Source organism: Sinorhizobium sp. RAC02 (genome assembly GCF_001713395.1).
Lineage (GTDB): Bacteria > Pseudomonadota > Alphaproteobacteria > Rhizobiales > Rhizobiaceae > Shinella.
Window position 1 is genome coordinate 164,088 of record NZ_CP016451.1, and the last position, 15,937, is coordinate 180,024.

At 59.1% G+C, this 15,937-nt stretch carries 14 protein-coding genes and 2 pseudogenes; 6 read left to right on the top strand and 10 right to left on the bottom strand.

Translation table 11 applies throughout. From position 1 onward, the window contains the following. Window positions 1–19: 19 nt before the first annotated feature. The 6 genes from BSY16_RS20635 to traC form a co-directional block, all read right to left on the bottom strand. Window positions 20–298: an HU family DNA-binding protein gene (locus tag BSY16_RS20635; protein WP_012648969.1), complete on the bottom strand. Its 279-nt coding sequence runs from the start codon at window positions 296–298 to the stop codon at window positions 20–22. An 83-nt stretch (window positions 299–381) separates the two neighbouring features. Further along, a complete protein-coding gene (locus tag BSY16_RS20640) occupies window positions 382–648 on the bottom strand; it encodes a WGR domain-containing protein (RefSeq protein WP_069061853.1) in 267 nt (88 codons plus the stop codon). Window positions 649–744: 96 nt separating this feature from the next. Beyond that, window positions 745–1,197, bottom strand: coding sequence for a thermonuclease family protein (locus BSY16_RS20645; RefSeq protein WP_069061774.1), 453 nt, complete (start codon window positions 1,195–1,197; stop codon window positions 745–747). After that, window positions 1,194–3,164 (bottom strand): Ti-type conjugative transfer system protein TraG, encoded by a 1,971-nt coding sequence (traG, locus tag BSY16_RS20650; protein ID WP_069061775.1) that lies wholly within the window; start codon window positions 3,162–3,164, stop codon window positions 1,194–1,196. Before traG ends, BSY16_RS20645 begins: the two co-directional genes overlap by 4 nt. Next, the gene (traD, locus tag BSY16_RS20655; protein ID WP_069061776.1) at window positions 3,151–3,366 is read right to left on the bottom strand and encodes a type IV conjugative transfer system coupling protein TraD; all 216 of its coding nucleotides are present in this window, start codon (window positions 3,364–3,366) and stop codon (window positions 3,151–3,153) included. Before traD ends, traG begins: the two co-directional genes overlap by 14 nt. Before the next feature lie 4 nt (window positions 3,367–3,370). Continuing rightward, the gene (gene traC, locus BSY16_RS20660) at window positions 3,371–3,667 is read right to left on the bottom strand and encodes a conjugal transfer protein TraC (RefSeq protein ID WP_069061777.1); all 297 of its coding nucleotides are present in this window, start codon (window positions 3,665–3,667) and stop codon (window positions 3,371–3,373) included. Window positions 3,668–3,938: 271 nt separating this feature from the next. Between traC and traA the strand changes: the two genes are divergently transcribed. The 5 genes and pseudogenes from traA to BSY16_RS20685 all read left to right on the top strand — a co-directional run bounded on the left by traA (window position 3,939) and on the right by BSY16_RS20685 (window position 10,211). After that, a complete protein-coding gene (gene traA / locus BSY16_RS20665) occupies window positions 3,939–7,241 on the top strand; it encodes a Ti-type conjugative transfer relaxase TraA (RefSeq protein ID WP_069061854.1) in 3,303 nt (1,100 codons plus the stop codon). Next, the gene (traF, locus tag BSY16_RS20670) at window positions 7,238–7,765 is read left to right on the top strand and encodes a conjugative transfer signal peptidase TraF (protein ID WP_069061778.1); all 528 of its coding nucleotides are present in this window, start codon (window positions 7,238–7,240) and stop codon (window positions 7,763–7,765) included. The genes traA and traF overlap by 4 nt, the downstream gene beginning before the upstream one ends. Beyond that, window positions 7,686–8,953, top strand: a pseudogene (locus BSY16_RS20675) (conjugal transfer protein TraB). The gene traF and the pseudogene BSY16_RS20675 overlap by 80 nt, the downstream one beginning before the upstream one ends. Before the next feature lie 13 nt (window positions 8,954–8,966). Then, on the top strand, window positions 8,967–9,590 hold the full coding sequence (locus BSY16_RS20680) for a TraH family protein (protein ID WP_069061779.1): 624 nt from the start codon (window positions 8,967–8,969) through the stop codon (window positions 9,588–9,590). Window positions 9,591–9,902: 312 nt separating this feature from the next. Then, a complete protein-coding gene (locus BSY16_RS20685; protein ID WP_025430017.1) occupies window positions 9,903–10,211 on the top strand; it encodes a transcriptional repressor TraM in 309 nt (102 codons plus the stop codon). A gap of 61 nt (window positions 10,212–10,272) precedes the next feature. Here BSY16_RS20685 and traR read toward each other — a convergent pair whose 3' ends face one another. The 4 genes from traR to BSY16_RS31490 form a co-directional block, all read right to left on the bottom strand. Next, window positions 10,273–10,977 (bottom strand): autoinducer-binding transcriptional regulator TraR, encoded by a 705-nt coding sequence (traR, locus tag BSY16_RS20690; protein WP_069061780.1) that lies wholly within the window; start codon window positions 10,975–10,977, stop codon window positions 10,273–10,275. A 487-nt stretch (window positions 10,978–11,464) separates the two neighbouring features. After that, window positions 11,465–11,827 (bottom strand): RidA family protein, encoded by a 363-nt coding sequence (locus tag BSY16_RS20695; RefSeq protein ID WP_069061781.1) that lies wholly within the window; start codon window positions 11,825–11,827, stop codon window positions 11,465–11,467. A 255-nt stretch (window positions 11,828–12,082) separates the two neighbouring features. Beyond that, a complete protein-coding gene (locus tag BSY16_RS20700) occupies window positions 12,083–12,814 on the bottom strand; it encodes a TetR/AcrR family transcriptional regulator (protein WP_069061855.1) in 732 nt (243 codons plus the stop codon). Beyond that, window positions 12,714–13,832: an aminotransferase class I/II-fold pyridoxal phosphate-dependent enzyme gene (locus tag BSY16_RS31490; RefSeq protein ID WP_171902460.1), complete on the bottom strand. Its 1,119-nt coding sequence runs from the start codon at window positions 13,830–13,832 to the stop codon at window positions 12,714–12,716. Before BSY16_RS31490 ends, BSY16_RS20700 begins: the two co-directional genes overlap by 101 nt. A 453-nt stretch (window positions 13,833–14,285) precedes the next feature. Here BSY16_RS31490 and BSY16_RS20705 point away from each other — a divergent pair. After that, a pseudogene (locus BSY16_RS20705) lies at window positions 14,286–15,909 on the top strand (ABC transporter substrate-binding protein). Window positions 15,910–15,937: the final 28 nt, after the last annotated feature.

Sequence of the window (15,937 nt, forward strand, 5' to 3'; positions counted from 1 at the left end):
GGGCTCTCCACGTCAAGGATCACTTGTTCAGTGCATCCTTGAGCGCCTTGGCAGGCGCGAAGGTCAGCTTCTTCGAAGCGGCGACCGTCATTTTTTCTCCGGTCGCAGGATTGCGACCCTCGCGCTCAGGCGATGCCTTCACCTTAAATTTTCCGAAGCCGGGGATTGAGGTTTCTGCGTCGGAGCCTGCGGCATCGGCGATGGCCTGGAAGACGGCCTCGACAATGCCCTTGGCCTGAACCTTCGTCAGGCCGTTGTCGGCTGCGATCTTGTCGGCGATTTCATTGGTGGTGGTCATGGAATTCCTCGCATCTTGTTGTCAAAGATAAAATCCGTGTCAGCTTATGACCGGATTGTCATCGGCGACGATGGAGACGAGGGTCAGGTCCGCGGGATGTCCACAGGTCGTTTGGGCCGATAGCCCCGTTTGCGCTTTTCGCGCAGCACGTCAAAGAACAGATTGATGGCCTGGCTCTCGTTGTCGAACAAATGCACCATCTGCTGTCCCCGCGTACCGATCCGACCCCAAGCGCGTACAAGCGACACCTCGCCAAACAATGTCGGCTGGACGGCAAGGGCGTAAAACCGCGCCATGTTCTTTTCCGGCGCGATACGCTCGACATAGAGGTGGTAGGGCTGCGTGATCATGCCCGCAGAATCGCGCGTTCGGAATCTGCCGTCCAATGACAGTTTTGAATCGGTCGGGCATCATCGATTCACAACAGTGATCCGCCAGCGCCCGGATCATTCGCACCAGCTCCGGCGCGATCCATGCCACTTCCGCGCCATTCCTTCGGCGACGAGAATATCCCCGACCGAGCGCCGGTCGCGGTAGACGATCCTGAGCTTGCGACCGAAGCGATCTTCATCCCTGGCGGTCGTCTTGAACGAGAGCGGACCCGAATTAAGGATGTCGAGCAGACGCTGTTTTGCCGCAAGTCCGCGCTCGCGTTCGCGTTCGCATCTTGGCGGGCTAAGCTCAGGCGTGTCGATGTCCGCTATCCGGATCTTTTCGCCTCGAAACCAGAACGTATCGCCGTCCACCACGCAAGTGATGCGTTGCCCGCTTCCGCAGATAGAGAAGGCTTCGCTCGCGCTGCTTGCACTGCTTGAAGGCTGGGCTGAAGCAACAGATGCGAGGAAGCCAATGGCTAAGGGGGATAGGCTGGCAATTGCCATAAAAAGTCTCACTTTCATGTCTCCTCAGTATCTGTCGTCGGAGCGGCCTTATAGCTCTTCACCCCTTCTGTGATTGGCTTGTGAAACCGGTTTTCTCCAACGGACGCGCTCATGTCCTTGCGTCTGAACCAGATGGCCCGTCCGCATCTGAGCGGCGGATTGCCTGACGTGAACACGATCTGCTCGTCAGCGCGCATGCGCAGCACCTCATGCGGCAGGATCAGCGGCCGGCGGCTCAGCTGCCGGGAACGTGAGCGCGACGATCCCTTCATCCCTGACGAGCGGTTTGTCTGGTCCACCTCGACCGTCGTATCGCCGCAGCGTTTCGAGATATAGTCAGCAGTATCAGGATCGTTGATCGCGGCAAACGAGATCCACGACGCGGATTCGAACCACTTGCTCGTCGCGTCCCGCCCGCCATAGGCCTCGCGCATCTGGCCGATGGACTGGAAGATCATCGTCAGCGTGATGCCGTATTTGCGCCCGGCGTCGCGGGCGGTCTCTAAGATGCGCAGATAGCCGAGCCTGGCGACTTCGTCGAGCAGGAAGAGAGCGCGACCTTTCACATTGCCGTTTCGATTGTAGATGGCATTGAGCAGCGATCCGATAACCACGCGTGCCAGTCCCGGATGGGCTTCGAGGACCTTCAGATCGAGCGCAATGAAGATGTCTGTCCCGCCATCCGCAAGATCGTCGGTCGAGAAACTGTCGCCAGAGACGAGCGCGGCGTAGTTCGGATAGGACAGCCAGTGCGTCTCCTTCACCGCATTGGCGTACACGCCGGAAAAGGTCTCCGGCGTCATGTTGACGAAGACCGAAACGTTCTCCTTCACGAAGTCCGATCCCGACTGCTCGTAGATCTTCGTCAGGCGCGCCCGTAGCTGCGGCTCCGGCTCCGAGAGATTGGCTCTCACCCGACGCAACGTCTGGTCTTGCTCGTCCGTGTGCCCGGACAGGCAGACGTCGGCGATCAGAGCTGTCAGAAGCTGCATGGCCGACGCCCGGAAGAAGTCGTCGCGCGCAGAGGCAGAGCGGGGATTGTCGGTCATAATCCAGGTCGCGACTGCGACGATGTCTTCTTCTTTCGTGCTGCCGTGTCGCCCGATCCAGTCCAATGCATTGAAGCCGACGCCTGACGCAGAGGGATCGAGAATAATCACCTTCCGGCCAGCTTTGCGGCGATGCTCCGCTACCATCGGCGCCACCTCGCTCGACGGATCGAGGACGACGAGGCCGCCGCCCCACTTGAGCGCGGTTGGGACCGTTACCGACGTCGTCTTGAAACCACCGGAGCCGGCGAAGACGATGCCATGCGAGGAGCCGAAGGAGCCGTCGAAGCATAGGAGCGGGCTCTTGCCTCCCGCGCCCCAGGTCGACGGATCATCGGCGCGGAACGAAACCGCCGCAACGCTATCGCGATCGACACGATACCGTTCACCGACAACGATGCCGCCGGGATCGGGGAAGAGTTTTGCGGCCTCCTGCACCTTCATCCAGTCGGCCTCGCCATGCACCGCTCGCTTTCCCCCGATCCGCCGTGGTGCGGCTTTGGCAAAAGCTGCGTTACCCTTTATCGCGACGCGCAGTGCGAAGACGCCGGCGAGGAAAGTTGTCGATGCGCCAAGCATCGTTGCGGGGTCCGCATATCCGAGCACGGATTGTCCTTTCGGGATGTCGCCAGCGATCCCGGCCAGGCGAACGCCCTCGCGCAGGAGAGCGATAAGGATTGCCACTCCATTTCCGCTGAGGACGCCCCATCCTGCAGCCTTGATACCCACTGCGCCATTTGCGGCGAACAGAAAGATCGTGCCGATTGCAGCCGCGGTGGCATAGGGCAGCGCGAGGCCGATACGCCCGAGCATCAGCTTGGCCTGCGCGGTCTTACTGAGCGCGGCCAGCCAGTGTTCGATCCCCGGCATGAAAACCACGACGACGATCATCGTCGTGGCCGGGATGACGGCGAGTAACACTTTACTCGCCGTCATGAGCAAACGCCTCCGCGCCTATCGCCGTGAGGCGCGATTGCTCCGCATCGTTGCCCTTGAGGCGACGACTGGCGTCGATCAGCAGGCCGAGCAGCAGTGCCCGTTTCTGATAGCGCAGTCCTGCCTTGACGATGAGGCCACCGAGCTCGATTTTTTCGCGGGTGTCTTTCTTTCGTGCGTCAGCCGTCATTGTGCGGGCCATGCGTTCAAGCCTCACCAAGCCCGCCCGCAGGCGCGCCAGACGCGATCGTGGCCGATGTTTCACCACCGGTGCGACCATCCCCGGAATTCTTCTTCCCGGTCGCAACTCCTTTGCCTCCGCGAAACCGCCTGGTGATCTCCTCGAACGCAGCCTGTAGCTCGGTTTCCTCGATCTCGATCTCACCGAGACCGGCCTTCAGCGCGATCCGGCCGATGCGCTCGGCCTCGCGTGTTTCGGCTTGTCTAAGCTGATCCTGCAATCTGGCGATTTCTTCCCTGATCTTAGATGATGGCTTCTTCATTCCGGTCGCATCTCCCTGGAAATCTTGGCGGCTCTGTCCCGCTGCTAGATTTCCTCAAAAGCACATCCGGAAGGAATGTGCAGATCTGCACGTCGGCAAGGCCGACACTTTGGAGGATGATCCCGCCGTTCCGAAGGAGCGGATCCAAGGGCGCAATTATACGTCGCTGATGCGACGTGCTTGCCCACGGCCCTGGCGGGGCCGCCGTAAGGTTGCCGCTCGACCTGGCTGCTCTTTGGGAACGAGGTTCGAACCGGGAGTGTTTTACGCCGTGGCCATCGCCCACTTCTCAGCCAGCATTGTCAGCCGCGGCGGCGGCCGCAGCGTGGTGCTGTCTGCGGCCTACCGGCACTGCGCGAAGATGGAATATGAGCGCGAGGCCCGTACCATCGACTACACTCGGAAAGAGGGGCTGCTGCATGAGGAATTCATGCTTCCGGCCGACGCGCCGAAATGGGTCCGCGCGTTGATTGCTGACCGCTCTGTTGCCGGAGCTTCGGAAGCCTTCTGGAACAAGGTCGAGGCTTTCGAAAAGCGCTCCGATGCGCAGCTTGCCAGGGACCTGACAATTGCTCTTCCGCTGGAGCTCACCCCGGAGCAGAACATCGCGTTAGTTCGCGACTTCGTGGCAAAACACATCCACGCCAAGGGTATGGTCGCGGACTGGGTCTACCATGACAATCCCGGCAATCCGCATATCCACCTGATGACCACATTGCGTCCGCTGACCGAGGACGGGTTCGGATCGAAGAAGGTGGCAGTCATTGGCGAGCACGGCCAGCCGGTCCGCACGAAGTCCGGGAAAATCCTCTATGAGCTCTGGGCGGGTTCGACCGACGACTTCAATTCCTTACGCGATGGATGGTTCGAGCGGCTCAACCATCACCTGGCGCTCGGCGGCATCGATCTCAAGATCGATGGTCGTTCCTATGAGAAGCAGGGCATCGAGCTTGAACCCACCATTCATCTCGGGGTCGGGGCGAAAGCCATCGAGCGCAAGGCGCAGGAGCAGGGTGTTCGGCCAGAGCTCGAGCGGATCGAGCTGAACGAGCAGCGCCGCAGCGAGAATGCCCGCCGTATTCTTCGCAATCCAGGCATCGTGCTTGATCTGATCACGCGAGAGAAGAGCGTCTTCGACGCCCGAGATGTCGCCAAGGTGCTGCATCGCTATATCGATGATCCCGGGCTCTTCCCGCAACTGACGGCCCGTATCATCCAGAACCCCGAAGTGTTGCGTCTCCAACGTGACACGATCGAATTTTCCACCGGCGAGAAGGTGCCCGCCCGTTATTCGACCCGGGCGATGATCCGCCTTGAGGCGACGATGGTGCGGCAGGCGTTATGGCTGTCGAACCGGGACGGTCACGCTGTCTCTGAAGCTGCTCTGGACGCAACGTTCCGGCGTCATGAGCGGTTGTCGCAGGAGCAGAAAGCGGCGATCGAGCGGATCGCCGGTTCCGCCCGGATCGCGGCCGTGGTTGGACGTGCCGGTGCTGGCAAGACCACGATGATGAAGGCCGCCCGCGAGGCGTGGGAACTGGCCGGATACCGGGTTGTCGGTGGCGCGCTTGCCGGCAAAGCAGCCGAGGGGCTGGAAAAGGAAGCGGGCATCGAAAGCCGCACGCTGGCATCATGGGAGTTGCGCTGGAACCGGGGCCGTGACGTTCTCGATAACAAAACCGTCTTCGTCATGGACGAAGCAGGTATGGTGGCCTCAAAACAGATGGCCGGCTTTGTCGATGCCGTCGTCAGGGGAGGCGCCAAGATCGTTCTGGTCGGCGATCCCGAGCAGCTCCAGCCGATCGAGGCGGGTGCTGCCTTCCGCGCCATTGTTGACCGCATCGGTTATGCCGAACTCGAGACAATCTATCGCCAGCGCGAGGACTGGATGCGCAAGGCGTCGCTCGATCTGGCCCGGGGCAATGTGGAAAAGGCGCTGACCGCCTATGATGCCAATGTCAGGATCACGGGAACGCGTCTCAAGACCGAGGTGGTCGAGCGGCTCATCGGGGACTGGAACCGCGATTACGATCAGACGAAGACAACGCTGATCCTCGCGCATCTGCGCCGCGACGTTCGGATGCTGAACATTATGGCCCGCGAAAAACTCGTCGAACGCGGAATTGTCGGTGAGGGCCATGTCTTCAAAACGGCTGACGGTGTCAGGCATTTCGACGCGGGCGACCAGATCGTCTTCCTGAAGAACGAAGGGTCGCTCGGCGTCAAGAATGGCATGATCGCTCATGTCATTGAGGCCGCACCGAACAGGATCGTTGCTGTCATCGGAGAGGGCGATCAGCGACGGCAGGTCATCGTCGAGCAACGCTTCTACAGCAACCTCGATCATGGTTACGCCACCACGATCCATAAAAGCCAAGGCGCTACCGTCGACCGCGTGAAGGTATTGGCAAGCCTCTCGCTGGACCGGCATCTGACCTATGTGGCGATGACCCGCCATCGCGATGATTTGCAGCTTTACTACGGACGCCGGTCCTTCGCCTTCAACGGCGGCCTGGCCAAGGTACTCTCCAGACGGAATGCCAAGGAGACCACGCTCGATTACGAGCGCGGAAAGCTTTACCGCGAGGCGCTGCGGTTTGCGGAAAGTCGCGGCCTCAACATCGTGCAGGTGGCCCGCACGCTCGTGCGCGACCGGCTCGACTGGACACTGCGCCAGAAGACAAGATTGGTCGATCTCGGCCAGCGCCTTGCCGTCTTTGCAGAGCGTCTCGGTCTGCACCATCCCCCGAAAACCCAAACGATGAAGGAGGCTGCGCCCATGGTTGCAGGCATCAAGACATTTTCCGGTTCGGTCGCCGATACGGTGGAGCAAAAGCTCGACACCGATCCAGCCCTCAGACAACAATGGGAAGAGGTCTCGACCCGTTTTGCTTACGTCTTTGCCGATCCCGAGACCGCCTTCCGGGCGATGAACTTCGATGCGGTGCTAGCGGATAAGGAAACGGCCAAACTGGCGCTTCAGACGCTGACGATCGCCCCGGCGTCGATCGGACAGCTCAGGGGCAAGACCGGCATTCTTGCCAGCAAGACCGAGCGCGAGGACCGTCGCGTTGCAGACCTCAATGTTCCGGCCCTGAAGCGCGATCTCGAGCAGTATCTGAGGATGCGCGAGACCGCCGTGCAGCGGCTGCAGGCTGACGAGCAGGCATTGCGTCAGCGTGGGTCGATCGACATCCCGGCATTGTCGCCGGCGGCACATGTTGTGCTGGAGCGCGTGCGCGACGCGATCGACCGCAACGATCTGCCGGCGGCCATGGCATATGCACTGAGCAATCGGGAAACCAGGCTGGAAATTGACGGGTTCAACCAGGCCGTCACCGACCGCTTCGGCGAGCGTATCTTGCTCACCAATGCCGCGCGCGAACCCTCCGGAACGCTCTTCGACAAACTCTCCGAAGGGATGCAGCCCGAGCAGAAGGAGCGTCTGAAGGAAGCCTGGCCGATCATGCGCACGGCCCAGCAACTCGCCGCTCACGAGCGCACCGTCCAGACCCTGCGGCAGGCTGAGGATTTGCGTCTCGCCCAGCGCCAGACGCCGGTGATGAAGCAATGAGGCGGCGGCTTCTCCTGTTCCTGGCCGGCGCGAGCGGGGCGATCGCCGCTCTGGCGGCAATCGCATACTTCGGCGGCTTTCGATTGAACCTGACGCCGAGCGAGCCGCTTGGGCTCTGGCGTATCATGGCCCTGCAGCGTCCGGTCGAGGTCGGCGATCTCGTGTTCATCTGCCCACCGGCGACCGCGTCATTCGAGGAGGCACGGCGCCGCGGCTATGTCAGGAGTGGCCTCTGCCCCAGTGGCTTTGCGCCGCTTATCAAGACAGTGGCGGCACTTCCCGGACAGCATGTCGAAATCGGCGCAAATGTCACTGTCGACGGCAGGCCTCTCGCCTCATCGATCGTTCGCGCGAGCGATGGCGAGGGCAGGCCGATCACACCGTTCAAAACCGGCATCGTGCCATTGAGAAATCTGTTTCTTCACTCATCCTTTGCGAGCTCCTATGATAGTCGGTACTTCGGGCCGGTTCCCGACTCGGGCCTTCTCGGCCTGGCGCGGCCGGTCCTCACTTTCGATCCATAACAGGCGGCGATCCTGCCTGATCATTACCGTATCTGTCGCTTGCGGATGGACTGCCTGGAGCGGTCATGTCTTGGCGCTTCCTGTCGCTGTGTTGTTTCCAGCGCTCTGGGCGATGTCGCCGTCGCGGCTGACGGCGTTGCTCGTGTCCGCCGGATATTTTCTGGCTGCCTCGCGTGGGCTGCCGCAGGGTGTCGCCAACTTCTATGCCCCCGATCTCTGGCCTGGGCTTCTGCTCTGGACAGCCGCTTCGCTATCCTTCGTCGGCGTCCATGCGGCACTCTGGGAGGCGCAACCGGAAGGCAAGTCTTGGGGAGAAGGTCGAACGGGAATGGCAATGGCGGCGCGCTATCTGGCGGCGGCGATGCTCATGGGACTGCCGCCCCTCGGCATAACCGGTTGGGCACATCCGCTGACCGCTGCAGGCGTGCTCTTTCCGGGATGGGGATGGTGGGGGCTGGTCGCGATGACAGCCGGCCTCGCGATGATGACATCGCGATATTGGCCGGCTGCCGCCATCGTCCTGGGAGGATTCTGGCTCTGGTCCGCCGCTACGTGGACATCAGCGAATCTACCCGAGGGATGGAAGGGCGTCGATCTCGAACTGGGCGAGAGCCTCGGACGAGACGGCTCGCTCGACTATCACCGTGACCGGATCGCAACGGTGCGAACGGCTGCGGGGGAGAAAACCCGCTTCATCGTTCTTCCCGAAAGTGCACTGGGCTTCTGGACGCCGACCGTCGCGAGGCTCTGGCAACAAGGCTTGCGAGGCTCGGAGTTAACTGTGATCGCCGGCGCGGCTGTCATCGATCCGGGCGGCTACGACAATGTCATGGTGGCGATTTCGGCTGACGAGGCACGAATTCTCTATCGCGAACGCATGCCGGTCCCGGTGTCCATGTGGCAGCCATGGCGGGCATGGACCGGGCAGGGCGGTGGAGCCCGCGCCAGCCTCTTCGGCAATCCAGTTGTGCAAAGCGACGGCCAGAAGTTCGCCGCGCTGATCTGCTACGACGACAGCTCCTCCTTTGGCCGGTCCTGCAGTCGATGCTGCATTCCCCCACCGCAATCGTCGCTCCGGGCAACGGATGGTGGACCGCTGGAACATCGATCGTCGCTATTCAAAACGTGAGCGTGACGGCTTGGGCAAAGCTGTTCGGACTGCCCGTCGTCGCAGCTTTCAACAGATAAGGAATTGTTTGCGATGGTCGATGCCGCCCTCATCAAGGAATGCAGCGATCCCGGCCTGAAGCCGGCGATCGTCGAACAGTTCATCGAGCAGGCAGGATCTCAGGATCCATTGACGGTCACGGTTCGCTCCGGAAACCGGGTGGTGCTCGTGCCCAGGCCGAAGACAGCCGAGGAGGCGTTGGCGCTGATCCGAGACAACCTGGGTCGCAATACCGTTCGCGTCGGGATCACACAATATCCCGCCGGGCTCGGCATCGTGGAGGCGGGCCAGATGAAGCCGGACCTGGTCGATGCTTGCGAGAACATTCGCATGGGCACGGCCCTGTTTGCCAAGGTCTATCGGATCGTAACCAGATGGTATGGCAACCCGACCGAGAGGCAAGTCCTGCCGCAAGTGTTCGACGATGCAATCATCGCCTGGCAGACGGGATATTTCGAGGGAACGGCAGTGTTTCGGGTGGAAGATCCAGGAAACGTAAACCTTGCCCAGCCGGAGCCGGGTCGCCGCGATGGCTCAGAAACGCAAGTCGACCTTCCGGAGAATGAAGCCACGGCGGAAGAACCAGCCGAAGCTTCGGCGTCCGATCCCAACAAAGCAGGGACCAGGATCGACCTGTCCGGTATTGGCTCAAAATGACTTCGCCGTATCTGCAGATCTGCACGGCAATTGTTCATCCGTCGCCCTAGCGAAAACGACATTCACCCGATATAAGCGCGGGTAGGGCAGTACGCGCTGTCCCGGGGTGTGGAAACCTCTATCTGGTGGTTGGTGCTGGCCGTTGCAGCATCAGAATCCTCTGACCATGTGGCCGGGGGCCTGTGACGTATGTCCAGGCTCCGGCTAAAGGTCGCAGGACTGTCCAGATACAGTTTCCAACCCCCGGCTTGGGATCAGAGATTAACGTTTGCGGGGGCGCACCGCAGACTATACTCAAGGGTTGGACCACCAATGGATTTGAAAGATTCAGCAGTGTCGGACACATGTGAACTGCGCCCGGTGATCGGGTTGACGGATGGTCTCGCACCGGCAGACGTAGAGACGTTGACGGTCAACGCAATTCGGCTGCACAGGCAACTTCTGGACAAAGCGGATCAACTGTTCCAGGCTTTGCCGGAGGAGTACAGGACGGGAAAAATCACTGGTGGCGTTCAGCATCTCGAATACATCGAAGCAATGATCGAGATGCATGCACAGATGAGCGCTCTTAACACGCTCCTGGGGGTGCTTGGGTACGTTCCAAAGATGGCCACGAACTGATCTGGCTTTTTTGGACAAGACTGGTGCGCCGATAGGTCAAGTCGAGGCGGTCGGGGCGCTTTCACATCAGCTTTCTGCGAATTGCAAGCGCGGTGAGATGAGCCTTGCTCCGGACATCGAAGCGTTTCATAGCCTCGCGAAGCTTCACACGGACGGTGTTGTACTTCACACCTTCTACATCAGCAATTTCCTCCATGGTCATGCCCACGGCGATCCATCTGAGATAGGTCGCCTCTTTGGGATCGAGCCAGGCGTCGTCTTCCGCAGTCGGAGTGGTTTGAAGGAATGAAATGCGGGCATGAAGTTGCCCGACGGCCGCAGCAGCTGCGACCGCGTCGATCTCACGGTCGAGATCGATTGCGGGCCTTTCCGACGCCAAGGTGAACATCGACATAGAGCCGTTGGCGGTCTTGATCGGAACGGTAACCCCAGAGCGGATGCGGAAATCGGCAGCGAGCGCGTAGAAGGCACGCTCCTCCTTCGATTGCCTCGCGCGATCCTGCTCGCCGTACCACGTAAAGACATACTTCTTTGACTTCGCGCGTTTGACGACCGGATCGACCTTGTCAAACTTCTTCTCGAAATACGTCGAGCGCCACTCGCGATGATAGTTGGTGACCGCGAGGGTGTGCTGGTGCTGAATATGGAGATAGGCGTAGCCGGTGAAGCCGAAATGCTCGGTAAGGTCTGCAAGACCTTGCGTCAGGATGCATTCGTCGCCTTGGATCGCCGCAAGATCGGTGAGCTTGTCAAGCCAGTGCTGCATTTTTCACTCCGTTTTGGTGGTCAGGTGGAACAGATCACGAGAGCCCCTCGACGTTTATTATTATGAGCGGTCAAAAATCAACCCTAGATTGCATAATATGACTTATGGAACTTCGTCGCTTCTCTAAAACGCAGAGCCGATTCGGGTGCGATAGGGAATGAGATGTCGGCGTAAACTTGCACCTGTCCGCAGACCGGGTGGCCGCTTATGCCCGAAAGTGAGATTCGCTTTTTGCGAAAAGCGCCTCAGGAGGTGTGCGTTTACGACTGGATCCTCGTTCCCTTCGTTCAGGCATTAGACTGCATTTGCGCAGCCGCTGTTCCGAGCATGCGGCATTTATGACTGGCCCCAAATGTTGCAGCGAGGTACGACTAGCTGCTTGTATTGATTGAAAGCCGATGCCCAAAACCGTAATGCCGCGCCCGTTTTCGTCGGGCCAACGCTTGAGCAAAAACAATAATTCCGAAGCAAATCTGCATGACCGCTGCTATGGGACGTTGCCGCAAGGGGCGTGAGCAATCACAGTAATCTCGACCAGAGCGTCCAGGACGAGATCGGCTACGACCGTCGTTCGCACAGGTAGTGCCCCGTCCGAAAAGAACTCTTTATAGGCGCCATTGAAGCCGCCGAAGTCTTCCTTCCGCACCAAATAACAGGTGCAGGAGACTATCTCCTTACGCGACAGCCCAACCCCTTCCAGCGTGGCTTCAATCCGGCTCAGCGCGGTTTGGGTTTGCACGGCGACATCTCCGATGATTTTCCCCGTTTCATCGAACCCCAACTCACCGGAGAGATAAAACGTCTCGCCAACTCTTCGAAAGGTGGAAAATGGCAAGGTGGAAGTGGACACGGCAAAGCTCCTTTGTTTCGGTCATGGATCGTTGCACAGGCTAATTGTCCAGTAAACAATAAAATTCAAACGCTCGCGATTAAGTTGCGATGCTGTGGGTGAGGGTTGCCAACGGCGTGAGATATTCGACGCTCCGACAGGTACTGCCGGGCGCTTACACGACAACTTTACACCGCAGAGAATTGGGATGGCATGGCTACTGAGACTGCTATTCGCGCCGCAACGCAGAGGGTGCTCTACATCGTTAGGAGGAACTCACCCACTACGACTAATCTGCGATTCCAAGCCGAGAATGAGAGTCTCGATGAGAAAATTGTAACTTTCCTCGAGAGGCGCCGCATCACCACTTTTCCAGCGAGTGACAAAGGCTCGGTTGTACATCTCCGGTAGATGCCGTTTGAGGAGAGGAAACTGGCTTGCGTCAAGCGCTTCAAGATCGGCGTCGAATGTTCGCACCCAGTCCGAGCCCTCTACTGCCCCCTGCCCGGCAAGCTCGATCGTAACAAACCCTTCCAGTGCACCGACGACGGAGTTGAAGGCATCGATCAACCCTTGATCCTTGAACCCGGCTTGCGTCAAGGCTGTGAGAACAATCTCGATCCACGGAGCGTTTGGCGCCCCGTTTGACCGGATGCTGGGGCCGAGGAGAGGTGCAGCGTTAGGATGTTCGTGAACACGCGAACGGAAACGCCGGAACAGGAGTCGGATCGTCTCACGCCAGTCGTCGGAAAAATCGTCGGGTGACATCAGGCCTGCGATGAGCGCCCCTGAGATCTCGGCAAAGAGATCCGTTTTTTTGCCCCCGGCATGCCAGTAAAGGGCTGCAGGAAAGACGTTGAGGCGTCGCGCGAGTGCACGGACTGAAAAGGCTGCCAAGCCCTCTTCATCAATGAGAGATATGGCAGCCTCGACGACTCGCTCGCGCGTGAGGCCGATGGCGGCGGCTCGACCAAGGCGGCGCTTGTCCGGCGCCGGACTTTCGGTCAAAGCCGCCACCCGTTGCTGCTAAAGGAGGCCGAGGCGCACTTCCCAGCTCCTGCGCAAACCGCTCAATGTCTTTTGTGGTTCCAATCGTCAACCCGTAATGAAGTTGGCATAACCTGCTTCCGTCCATGGTTTGACGATTATACCTTTTTGAAGCAAGATTCCCAGCGAACTGGGGCCACGCCTCTATTACAACATCGATGAACAAGAAATTCGCTTGCGAGGGAATGACCCTCAGACCTAGCCCGCGGATGCGGGTGGCTAGGATTTCTCGATCCCGACGCAGCATGGCGGTAGTTTCGCGCATCCAGGCAGTATCGCCTAGTGCCGCCACAGCAGCCGCTTGCGCCGCAGCATTGACATTGAATGGTGTTAGCGTCGCGCGGATCGCGCGCGCGACGCTGGCGTCGGACGTGACGGCGTAGCCGACCCTCAGGCCAGCCAAACCGTAGGCTTTCGAAAATGTTCGAAGAACGGCCCAGGTTATTTCCGCGCGTTGTGCCAAAACTCGAAATCCGTCAGGAAATTCAGCTTCGATGAACTCAAAATAGGCTTCATCCAGAACGAATAGCGTGCCTGGTTGGGTCGCTGCGATAAGCCGCGACAGCGCTTCTTCCGACATTGCTCGTCCCACCGGGTTTGATGGAGACGAGATAAAGAAGATCTTCGGTTTCTCCGCGAGCGCGGCGACCAGCGCGGCAAAGTCGAAGTCGAGATCTTCGGTCATTGGCACCTTCACCACCTGGGCACCGGCCGCCAACGGTTCGATCTCGTGCAAACCAAAGCAGGGGGAGACCGTCAGGACGCGATCACCAGGTTCCAAATAAGCACGGCAGACAGCAGCAATGAGCTCTTCAGAGCCGTTGCCGCAAACGAGCCGGTCTAGCGCTACGCCCAGTTTTTCGGAAAGTGCCCCGCGAAGCGCCGCAGACGCGGGATCACTATATCGAGAAGGCACACATCCCCATAGAGCCGCGCCCACCGCGGGTGATGTGCCGTATGGGTTTTCGTTGCTTCCCAAGCATACAATCTCCTCTCTCCCGCTCAACGCCGACGCGCAACTGCCGCCGAAATTCCGGCGTTATAGGCAGGAAGTCGGCCGAGAGCCTGCCTCGGGCTCAGTCCGCGTTCATCGATTAATTTCATATCGTTTTTCGCTCATTTTCTTTTGCTCCGACCGCTTTCCCACCGTGTCAGCGCAAGGTCTGCCCGGATTCGCGGTTTGCAATTAAGCACAAATTGTCCGTTGACATTGCGATAGGATATATACATATTATTTTATTGTCCATCGAACAATTGTCAGGTTGATGGACTGGAGGAGTTTCGGCAAAGCGATGATTTCTCTCGGCGTCGAGTTTGGCGCCGAGCACCCAGGCTATTGGCCAAAGCGGTGCACGCGGAAATCAAAGCCAAAACCGGCCTTTGCGTCAATAAAATCGAGGGAGGACTCAGAATGATATTCCGTGGAACACCTATGGGGAAACGCCAGGGGCTTATGGCCACCGCGATAACAGCGTTTCTGATAGCAGCGGTACCTGCCGCCGCCGGCACTCCGCTCGACACGCTGGTGCAGGGCTACGCGATCGACGAAATCATAACGATGGATCCGGCCGAAGCGTTTGAACTATCCACTGCGGAGATAAGCGCAAACATATACGATCTTCTCGTGCGGTTTGACGTCACAGACACGTCGAAGGTTCAGGGCGACCTCGCCGAGAGTTGGACTGTCTCCGACGACGGTCTTACCTATACCTTCAAGCTGCGGCCTAACCTAAAATTCGCCTCGGGCAATCCGATTACGGCGGAAGACGTCGCCTGGTCGTTCGAGAGAGTGATCAAGCTCGACAAGGCTCCAGCTTTTATTCTCGCCCAATTTGGACTGAACGGCGACAATGTGGCCGAAAAAGCCAAGGCGACTGGTTCCGACACATTCGTTTTTACGGTCGACAGGCCGTACGCACCAAGCTTTGTGCTCAATTGCCTGGCCTCTTCATCATCTGCGGTGGTGGACAAGACCCTGGTGCTGCAGCACGTCGTGCCGGTGATACCCAGCGAGGACTACAAATGGGATCATGACTTCGGGAACGACTGGCTGAAGACCCATTCGGCCGGCTCTGGCGTCTTTAAGTTGCGAGAATGGCGGGCCAACGAGGCGGTCGTTATCGACCGCAACGAAAGCTACCACGGCGAAAAGGCGAAACTGTCGCGCGTCATCTACCGCCACATGAAGGAAAGCGCGGCGCAAAGACTTTCGTTGGAAGCCGGTGACATCGACGTTGCTCGCAACCTCGAGCCGAACGATTTGGAGGCTGTCGCCAAGAATGATCAGATAGACCTTGTCGAGGCGCCGAAAGGCACCGTGTTCTACATCAGTCTGAACCAGAAGAACGAGTATCTCGCCAAGCCAGAAGTGCGACAGGCATTCAAATATCTGATTGATTACGATGCCATCGGCTCGACCTTGATCAAGGGCATAGGCGAAATTCACCAGACATTCCTCCCCAAAGGGTGTGCTTGGTGAACTGGATGACAAGCCGTTCGAGTTGGACGTCGCCAAGGCCAGAGCGCTTATGGAAAAGGCGGGTCTGAAAGACGGATTTTCGGTTTCGATGGACGTGCGCAACGCTCAGCCGGCGACGGGTATCGCCGAGTCCATTCAGCAAACCGCAGCTGAAGCCGGCATCACAATCGAGATCATCCCCGGCGACGACAAGCAGACACTGACCAAATATCGCGCCCGGAACCACGATATCTATATTGGCCAATGGGGGCAGGACTATTTCGACCCCAACTCCAACGCCCAAACCTTCGCGTCCAATAGCGACAATTCTGATGCGAGCAAAAACAGTACGCTTGCCTGGCGCAATGCCTGGCACGTGCCTGAGCTGACGGCGAAGACGGAAGCCGCCCTTTTGGAAACGGACGGCGTCAAGCGCAAGGCGATGTACGAAGACCTTCAAAAGGCAGTGCTTGAAACCAGTCCGTTTGCGGTTCTCTTCCAGCAAATCGAAGTTGCGGGCGTTCGCAAGAACGTAACCGGACTGAAATTGGGGCCGAGCTTCGACACGAATTTCGTCGGCAACATCACAAAGGAATAGCAGGTGAAAACTGCAAGGTTTGAACGTA

What these genes read in the sequence shown, in the direction of transcription:
- traD (WP_069061776.1), bottom strand. Translation starts at nt 3,366, where the DNA reads ATGGCCCGCACAATGACGGCTGACGCACGAAAGAAAGACACCCGCGAA.
- BSY16_RS20680 (WP_069061779.1), top strand. Translation starts at nt 8,967, where the DNA reads ATGGTCGATGCCGCCCTCATCAAGGAATGCAGCGATCCCGGCCTGAAG.
- BSY16_RS20645 (WP_069061774.1), bottom strand. Translation starts at nt 1,197, where the DNA reads ATGAAAGTGAGACTTTTTATGGCAATTGCCAGCCTATCCCCCTTAGCC.
- BSY16_RS20685 (WP_025430017.1), top strand. Translation starts at nt 9,903, where the DNA reads ATGGATTTGAAAGATTCAGCAGTGTCGGACACATGTGAACTGCGCCCG.
- traR (WP_069061780.1), bottom strand. Translation starts at nt 10,977, where the DNA reads ATGCAGCACTGGCTTGACAAGCTCACCGATCTTGCGGCGATCCAAGGC.
- traF (WP_069061778.1), top strand. Translation starts at nt 7,238, where the DNA reads ATGAGGCGGCGGCTTCTCCTGTTCCTGGCCGGCGCGAGCGGGGCGATC.
- traG (WP_069061775.1), bottom strand. Translation starts at nt 3,164, where the DNA reads ATGACGGCGAGTAAAGTGTTACTCGCCGTCATCCCGGCCACGACGATG.
- BSY16_RS20640 (WP_069061853.1), bottom strand. Translation starts at nt 648, where the DNA reads ATGATCACGCAGCCCTACCACCTCTATGTCGAGCGTATCGCGCCGGAA.
- BSY16_RS20635 (WP_012648969.1), bottom strand. Translation starts at nt 298, where the DNA reads ATGACCACCACCAATGAAATCGCCGACAAGATCGCAGCCGACAACGGC.
- traC (WP_069061777.1), bottom strand. Translation starts at nt 3,667, where the DNA reads ATGAAGAAGCCATCATCTAAGATCAGGGAAGAAATCGCCAGATTGCAG.